Genomic DNA, 7,896 nt, shown 5'->3' with positions numbered 1-7,896 from the left:
CTACGCCTTCGGCCACGCCCTGGAGCGCGACACCGGCCAGGCGGTCGCCCGGGCCGGCGGCAAGGTGATCGGCTCGGTGCGCCACCCGATGGGCATGGCGGACTTCTCCTCGGCCCTGCTTCAGGCGCAGTCCTCGGGCGCGAAGGTGATCGCGCTGGCCGATCCGGTCGGCGACACCGCCACGGCGGCCAAGCAGGCCGGCGAGTTCGGCATCCAGCAGCAGGGCCAGAAGCTGGTCGGCCTCCTCATCGATGTCGTCGACCTCCGGGCGATCGGCCTCGAGACCGCGCAAGGGATGCTGCTCACCACCAGCTTCTACTGGGACCGGGACGACGAGACCCGGGCCTTCGCCCAGCGCTTCCTGAAACGGCACGGCCGCATGCCGACCCAGTTCCAGGCCGGGGTCTATTCGAGCATCGCGAACTACCTGAAGGCCGTGCAGGCAGCCGGGACCGATTCGGCCAAGGCGGTGGTGGCCAAGCTGCGCGAGACCCCGATCAACGACTTCTTCGCCAAGAACGGCCGGGTGCGCGAGGATGGCCGCATGGTCCACGAGATGTACCTGATGCAGGTGAAGTCGCCCGCCGAGTCGAAGGGCGAGTGGGATCTGCTCAAGCCCGTGGCGACGATCCCCGGTGACCGGGCGTTCCGGCCGCTCGAGGCGGGCAATTGCCCGATCGTCGGCAAGGCGGGGTGAGCCGTTCCCTGCGCGAGTCGGACGCCGCCGGGGCGATGCCGAAGCCGGTCGGAACAAGGAAGCGCCCACGCCAAGTTCGAAGGTGGAGGTGACCGGCGTGGGCGCACGTCTCTGTGAGACAGTAATCCTAGACTAACGCAATCGGCTTAGGCCGCCATCACCCATTCGGGGGGATGCACCCTCCTTGGTACGTTCCGCCGCACCCGGACGGCGGACCAACTCTCAGATTGTGGTGGCCGCCTCAGCTGCGTCGTCCGCGCGCCTCAGGCCGCATCCTCCGTCAGCGGATAGGCCGCCTCGACCACGTAGGGGCCGCCGCCGACCGACTCCCGCGCCGAGTACAGGGCGACCCGCCGGGCCGTGAAGGCGAGGCGCGGGAAGACCGGCTGCATCGCCATGTACTGCGCCACCCCGTCCGGGCCGGCGCGCTTGAGCCGTGCCAGGGTGACGTGGGGCGTGAAGCGGCGCGTGTCGGGCGCCACGCCGAGCTGGCGCAGGATGCGCTCGTGCTCGGCCTGCAGCTCCGCGAGATCGGGATCCGGCACGACCCGGGCGTAGAGCGCGTGCGGCCGCTCGCCGCCGAAGCTCGCCAGGGCGTCGAGGGTGAGCGTCAGCGGCGGGCGGGCCCGCGCCTCGCTGAGGGCGGTCGTGATCTCCTCGGCGAGCCCGCCGTCGACGTCACCGATGAAGCGCAGGGTGACGTGGTAATCCGCGGGCTCGACCCAGCGGGCCCCCGGGAGGCCGCCGCGGAAGGCGCCGAGCGCCAGGCCGGCCTCCGCCGGGACCTCGATACCGGTGAACAGGCGCGGCATGGCGCTCATGGTCCCTTGCGCAGGCGCTTCAGGAAGTCCTCGACGCTCGGCAGGATGCCGGCCACCACTCGTTCGACCCCGGCCCGCGTCGGGTGCAGGCCGTCGGCGAGGTTGAGGCCGCGGTCGCCCGCGATGCCGTCGAGGAAGAACGGGTAGAGGATCAGGCCGTGGCGCTCGGCGAGGCGCGGATAGATCGCGTCGAAGCGCCGGCCGTAATCGGGCCCGAGATTCGGCGCCGCCCGCATCCCGGCGAGCAGGACCGGGATGCCGCGGCCCTTGAGCCGCACGATGATCGCGTCGAGGGCCTTCTCGGTCACCGAAGGGTCGGTGCCGCGCAGCATGTCGTTGGCGCCGAGCTCCAGGATGACGCCGTCGGTCCCGTCCGGCACCGACCAGTCGACCCGGTCGAGCCCGCCGGTGGCGGTGTCGCCGGAAACGCCCGCATTGGCGATCGTCACGGCCTGGCCCCGGGCCTTCAGGGCGGCCTCGAGCTGCACCGGAAAGGCGGCGTCGGCCGGCAGGCCGTAGCCGGCCGTGAGGCTGTCGCCGAGGGCGACGAGGTTCAGGGTGCGCTCTTGTGAGGCACCTTGGGCGCGAAGCGGGGCGGCGAGGGTCATCAGCAGCGACACGATCAGAAATGCGAGCGCCGCGCGGCGGACATCATGGCGGAACACCTTGGCGTGGCCCATATCGGGCCGACGGGCCGCCTGTCCTGCGTAGGTCCGTTCCAACACCCACCTCCGGCAGCGACCGCGTCGGTCGCCCCGCTAAAGATCGGCTTCCCGCCCATGACCGACAAGGCCACCGGACCGGCGATCGCACTCGACGGCGTCGATCTCAGCCTCGGCCGCGGCGCCGCCCGGGTCCACATCCTCAAGGGCATCTCGCTCGCCATCGCGCCCGGCGAGGCGGTCGGTCTCGTCGGCCCGTCGGGCTCCGGCAAGTCGACCCTGCTGATGACCATGGCCGGGCTGGAGCGGCCCGATTCTGGGCGGGTCGCGATCGAGGGCACCGATCTCGCCGGGCTCGACGAGGACGCACTGGCGCGGTTCCGCGGCCGGCGCATCGGCATCGTGTTCCAGTCCTTCCACCTGGTGCCGACCATGACGGCGCTCGAGAACGTCGCGCTGCCGCTCGAGCTGGCCGACGCGCCGGACGCCCATGCCCGCGCGGCGCGGGAACTCGCCGCGGTCGGCCTCGGCCACCGCCTGAACCATTACCCGGCCCAGCTCTCCGGCGGCGAGCAGCAGCGCGTCGCCATCGCCCGGGCGGTGGCGCCGGAGCCGGCGATCCTCGTCGCCGACGAGCCCACCGGCAACCTCGACGAGGCGACCGGGGCGCAGATCGTCGAGCTGCTCTTCGCCCTCAAGCGCGACCGTGGCGCCACCCTGGTGCTGGTCACCCACGACCCGGGCCTCGCCCGGCTCTGCGACCGCACGGTCCGGCTGCGCTCCGGGCTGATCGATACCGCGCCGGCCGCGACGCGCGCCTGAAACCGGAACCCGGAACGACGATGCACGGTAGCCTCGACCCGCTCGGCGGCGCGCCCGGCAAGAAGCCCGGCGCCACGCCCGGTGCCGATCCCGGCCGCTCCTCCCGCCTGCCGCTAACCCTGCGCCTGGCGCTGCGCGAGCTGCGCGGGGGCCTGCGCGGCTTCACGGTGCTGCTTGCCTGCATCGCGATCGGGGTCGCCACCATCGCGGGCGTCGCCTCGCTGTCGCGCTCGCTCTCCGACGGCCTCGCCCGGGAGGGGCGGCGGATCCTCGGCGGCGACGTCACCTTCGGGTTGATCCATCGGGAGGCGAATCCGGCCGAGAAGGCGTTCCTGGGGGCGCGGGGCCGCGTCTCGGCGGTGGGCTTCACCCGCGCCATGGCGTCGGCCGGAGACAAGGGCGCGGCCCTCGTCGAGCTGAAGGCGGTCGGGCCCGACTATCCGTCGGTGGGCGCGCTCGCGACCGAGCCGCCGCTGCCGGCCCGCGACATCTTCGCCGCCCGCGACGGCGTCCACGGTGCCGCCGCCGACTCGGCCCTCCTCGCCCGCCTCGACCTCAAGCTCGGCGACCGGCTCACCGTCGGCGGGGCCGAGATCGAGCTGCGCACGGTGCTGGTGAGCGAGCCGGACAAGATCGCCGGCGGCATCGGCTTCGGCCCGCGTCTGATGGTCTCCCTCGACGCGCTGCGGCAGTCCGGCCTGGTCCAGCCCGGCAGCCTCAACCGCTTCGTCTACCGGCTGATGCTGCCGGAGGGGAGCGACGCCGCGGTCGAGAGGGTGATGGCCGAGGCCCGCAGCACCCTGCCGGATGCAGGCTGGGAGATCCGCTCGCGCCTCAATGCCGATCCGCGCTTCGCCCGCAGCATCGAGCGCTTCACCCAGTTCCTGACCCTCGTCGGGCTCACCGCGCTGCTCGTCGGCGGCGTCGGGGTCGCCAACGCGGTGCGGGCCTTCGTCGAGCGCAAGCGCGCCTCGATCGCGACGCTCAAGAGCCTCGGCGCGCCGGGAAGCCGGGTGGTCGGGATCTACCTGACGCAGGTGATGCTGATCGCCGGGCTCGGCATCGCGGCGGGGCTCGTGATCGGCGCCGTGCTGCCCTTCGGCCTCGACGCCGCCTTCGGGTCGCTGCTGCCGCTGCCCCTCGACCCGACCCTGGCGCCGGGCGAGCTCGCGGTGGCGGCGCTCTACGGGGTGCTGACGGCGCTCGCCTTCGCGATCGGCCCGCTCGGCCGCGCCCACGACGTCGCGGTCTCGGGCCTGTTTCGCGACACGGTCGACCCCGACCGGCGCTGGCCGCGGCCGCGCTACCTCGGCATCCTCGCGCTGGCGTTGGCCGGCCTCGTCGGGCTGGCGCTCGCCACCGCCTTCGACCGCGGCGTGGCGCTGATCTTCATCGCGGCGGCGGGCCTCGCCTTCGGCCTGCTGCGCCTCGTCGCCCTCGGGCTGATGGCGCTGGCGCGACGCCTGCCGCGCCCGGCGCGGGCGGCGCCGCGGCTGGCGCTCGCCAACCTCCACCGGCCCGGGGCGCTCACGCCCTCGATCGTGCTGTCGCTCGGCCTCGGCATCACCCTCCTCGTGACCCTGAGCCTGATCGACGCCAACATCACCCGGACGCTCACCCGCTCCCTGCCGACCCGGGCGCCGAGCCTGTTCTTCCTCGACATTCCGAGCCGGGCGTCCGCGGCCTTCGACCAGTTCCTCGGGCAGGCGGCCCCGCGGGGCAAGATCGAGCGCGTGCCGATGATGCGCGGGCGGATCACGGCGCTGAACGGCGTGCCGGCGAGCCAGATCAAGGCCGCCGAGGACGTCGCCTGGGTGCTCGACGGCGACCGCGGCATCACCTACGCGGAGGAGCTGCCGGACGGCTCGCGGATCACCGCCGGGCGGTGGTGGACCCCCGAGGAGGCGAAGAGCCCCCTGGTCTCCTTCGACGACCAGCTCGCCCGCAGCCTCGGCCTCAAGGTCGGCGACCAGGTCACCGTCAACGTGCTCGGGCGCAACCTGACGGTCGGGATCGCCAACCTGCGCCACGTCGAGTGGCGCAACCTCGGCATCAACTTCGTCATGGTGTTCTCCCCCGGCACCTTCCGGGGGGCGCCGCACAGCGACCTCGCGACGCTGACCCTGCCGGAGGGCCCGGACCCCGCGCTCGAGGCCCGGATCCTGCGCGACGCCGCCCGGCAGTTCCCGTCTGTGAGCAGCGTGCGGGTGAAGGACGCCCTCGACGCGGTGAACGACCTCGTCGGCAAGCTCGTCTTCGCGATCCGCGGCGCCAGCGCGGTGGCGGTGGCGACGAGCCTGTTCGTCCTCGCCGGGGCGCTGGCCGCCGGTCATCGGGCCCGGCTCTACGACGCGGTGGTGCTCAAGACCCTGGGCGCGACCCGGGCGCGGCTCCTCTCGGCCTACACCCTCGAATACGGCGCGCTCGGGCTCGCCACGGCCGTGTTCGGCCTCGTCGCCGGCACGCTGGCGGGCTGGGTGATCATCACCCGAGTCATGAAGCTCGATTTCGCCCTCGACCTCTCGGGGGCGGTCGTCGCGGCGATCCTGGCGGTGGTGGTGGCGGTGGCGCTCGGGCTCGCCGGCACCTGGCGCATCCTCAGCCAGAAGCCGGCGCAGTACTTACGAAACCTGTAGGGGTTTTAATCCAAAATAATTCCTGCGGCACATGGACCCCATTTTTATGCGCTCCGGGACGGGCGACAGCTCCGGCAGCGCCCTTGTGCGCGGTTGCCGGGACGCACATATTCCCGTCAAGGCGGACAGGCCCGCGAGGGCCTGGCCGTCGTTCGACGCGCAAGCGTCCGAGGGTCGCGTGAGAGCCTCGCACCAGGAACATCCACGCTAGAGAGCTTCCGAAGGAATCTCCCATGGCATTCGAGAACAGCCCGTTCCGGCAGGGTAACGCGAGCGGCTACGGCGCCCCCACGGGGTACGCCCAGAGCCAGGTCGAAGTCGACCAGGGCCTGCGCGCGTTCATGCTCGGCGTCTACAACAACATGATCGTCGGCCTGGGCATCTCCGGCCTGGTCGCGATCGGCATCAACAAGCTCGCGGTGGCCTCCTCGTCGGCGGACGCGGTGGCGCGGATCGGCTCGATCCCGCTGACCAGCTTCGGCCGCACGCTCTACGCCACGCCGCTGATGTGGGTGATCGCGCTCGCGCCGCTCGCCTTCATCTTCCTCTTCTCGTTCCGGATGGAACGGATGTCGGCTGCCAGCGCCCGCACCACCTTCTTCGCCTTCGCGGCGGTGATGGGTGCGTCGCTGTCGACGCTGCTGCTCCGCTACACCGGCGCGAGCGTGGTCCAGGTATTCTTCATCACGGCGGCGGCCTTCGGCGGCCTGAGCCTCTACGGCTACACCACGACCCGCAGCCTGTCCGGCATCGGCTCGTTCCTGGTGATGGGCCTGATCGGCCTGCTGATCGCCAGCCTGGTGAACATCTTCCTGGCCTCGAGCGCGCTGCAGTTCGCGATCTCGGTCATCGGCGTGCTGATCTTCGCCGGCCTGACCGCGTACGACACGCAGAAGCTCAAGGAGATGTACATCTACGGCAACTTCGACGGCGAGACCGCCGCGAAGGTGTCGGTGGTGGGCGCCCTGACGCTCTACCTCGACTTCATCAACATGTTCCAGTTCCTGCTCTCGCTGATGGGCAACCGGAACAACTGACGACCCGGCCCCGGGGCGGCCCGCTGCCCCGGACGCCCGACGAGAAGCCCCGGCGCGCGCCGGGGCTTTTTTCGTTTAGGATCGGCTATCCCGTTGACGGCGCAAAACCTCTGACTTAGGTCAGAGAAATGACGATCGACGCCATCAGCCGCATCCGCCGCTTCAACCGGGCGGTCACCGCCGAGGTCGGTGCCCTCGATACCTCGTTCCTCGGCCGAGGGCGGCCGCTCGGGGCGGCCCGCGTGCTCAACGCCATCGGGCACGGCCGCGGCGAGGTCGGCAGCCTCCGCGACTATCTCGGGCTCGATTCCGGCCTGATGAGCCGGCTGCTGCGGAGCCTGGAGGAGGAGGGGCTCGTCGTCACGCTCCCCCATCCGGACGACGCACGTCGCCGGGTCGCGGCGCTCACCGAGGCGGGCCGGCGAGAATTCGCGGCCTACGAGGGGCTGTCGAACGCGCGGGCGGCGGAGCTGCTGGCCCGCTTCCCCAAGGGCGAGGACCTGCTGCGCGCGATGGACCTCGTCGCCACGGCGCTCGGCGCGTCGCGGATCACGATCGAGGAGGTGGACCCGCGGGCCGAGGCGGCCCTGCACTGCCTGACCGCGTACTACGCCGAGCTCGGGCGGCGGCTGTCGACCGGCTTCGACGTCTCCCGCTCCTGCGACTCGGAGGCCGCCGACATGATGCGCCCCCGCGGCACCTTCCTCGTCGCCCTGTCGGACGGGTTGCCGATCGGCTGCGTCGGCCTGAAGGGCAAGGGCGGGGAGGTCGCCGAGATCAAGCGGCTGTGGGTGTCTCCCTCGTCCCGCGGCCTCGGCCTCGCCCGCCGCCTGATGGAGGCCGTCGAGGCGGCGGCGCGGGACCTGTCGATCCACACCCTGCGCCTCGATTCGAACAGCGCCCTGACCGAGGCCCTGCGCCTCTACCGCAGCACCGGCTGGACCGAGATCGACCGCTTCAACGACGATCCCTATCCGGACCACTTCTTCGAGAAGCGGCTCTGATACGACGTCCGGAAGATCGCTTCCGGACGTCGTATCACTCGCCTGCGCGGCGCTTGAGCGAAGCCGATTTCCCGCATCGCGAATGCGACCGCGCAGCGGCCGCCTGATACCGCCGCGCCTTCGAACGGACCCGTTCGGAGGCGCAAGGCAAGCCCGAACGGGCGCCGGCGCTGATGCGCTTGACGCCTTCGCATCGACACGTCGATGCGAAGGCGAG

The 7,896-nt window shown here is 71.9% G+C and carries 8 protein-coding genes; 5 read left to right on the top strand and 3 right to left on the bottom strand.

What is annotated here, in order from left to right:
• Positions 1–697 (top strand): ABC transporter substrate-binding protein (locus VQ02_RS32570; protein WP_048448417.1); only part of this gene is annotated, 697 nt, incomplete at its 5' end.
• 263 nt (positions 698–960) lie between these two features.
• Here VQ02_RS32570 and thpR read toward each other — a convergent pair.
• Positions 961–1,509: an RNA 2',3'-cyclic phosphodiesterase gene (gene thpR / locus VQ02_RS32565; RefSeq protein WP_048448416.1), complete on the bottom strand. Its 549-nt coding sequence runs from the start codon at positions 1,507–1,509 to the stop codon at positions 961–963.
• A 5-nt stretch (positions 1,510–1,514) separates the two neighbouring features.
• On the bottom strand, positions 1,515–2,126 hold the full coding sequence (locus VQ02_RS32560) for an arylesterase (RefSeq protein ID WP_048448418.1): 612 nt from the start codon (positions 2,124–2,126) through the stop codon (positions 1,515–1,517).
• 171 nt (positions 2,127–2,297) lie between these two features.
• On the opposite strand from VQ02_RS32560, the gene VQ02_RS32555 reads away from it, so the two are divergent.
• The 4 genes from VQ02_RS32555 (at position 2,298) to VQ02_RS32540 (ending at position 7,679) form a co-directional block, all read left to right on the top strand.
• Positions 2,298–3,002, top strand: coding sequence for an ABC transporter ATP-binding protein (locus VQ02_RS32555; RefSeq protein WP_048448415.1), 705 nt, complete (start codon positions 2,298–2,300; stop codon positions 3,000–3,002).
• A gap of 20 nt (positions 3,003–3,022) precedes the next feature.
• A complete protein-coding gene (locus tag VQ02_RS32550) occupies positions 3,023–5,638 on the top strand; it encodes an ABC transporter permease (protein ID WP_048448414.1) in 2,616 nt (871 codons plus the stop codon).
• A gap of 233 nt (positions 5,639–5,871) precedes the next feature.
• On the top strand, positions 5,872–6,675 hold the full coding sequence (locus VQ02_RS32545; protein ID WP_048448413.1) for a Bax inhibitor-1/YccA family protein: 804 nt from the start codon (positions 5,872–5,874) through the stop codon (positions 6,673–6,675).
• Positions 6,676–6,803: 128 nt separating this feature from the next.
• Positions 6,804–7,679, top strand: a complete 876-nt coding sequence (locus tag VQ02_RS32540) for a bifunctional helix-turn-helix transcriptional regulator/GNAT family N-acetyltransferase (protein ID WP_048448412.1) — start codon at positions 6,804–6,806, stop codon at positions 7,677–7,679.
• Between the two features lie 34 nt (positions 7,680–7,713).
• Here the strand turns inward: VQ02_RS32540 and VQ02_RS38855 are convergent.
• The coding region (locus tag VQ02_RS38855; protein ID WP_209437099.1) for a hypothetical protein at positions 7,714–7,896 on the bottom strand (183 nt) is incomplete at its 5' end.

The organism is Methylobacterium variabile (assembly GCF_001043975.1).
GTDB lineage: Bacteria > Pseudomonadota > Alphaproteobacteria > Rhizobiales > Beijerinckiaceae > Methylobacterium > Methylobacterium variabile.
Note: the sequence above shows the minus strand (reverse complement) of the source record. Positions and strands in the feature narration are given on the sequence as shown.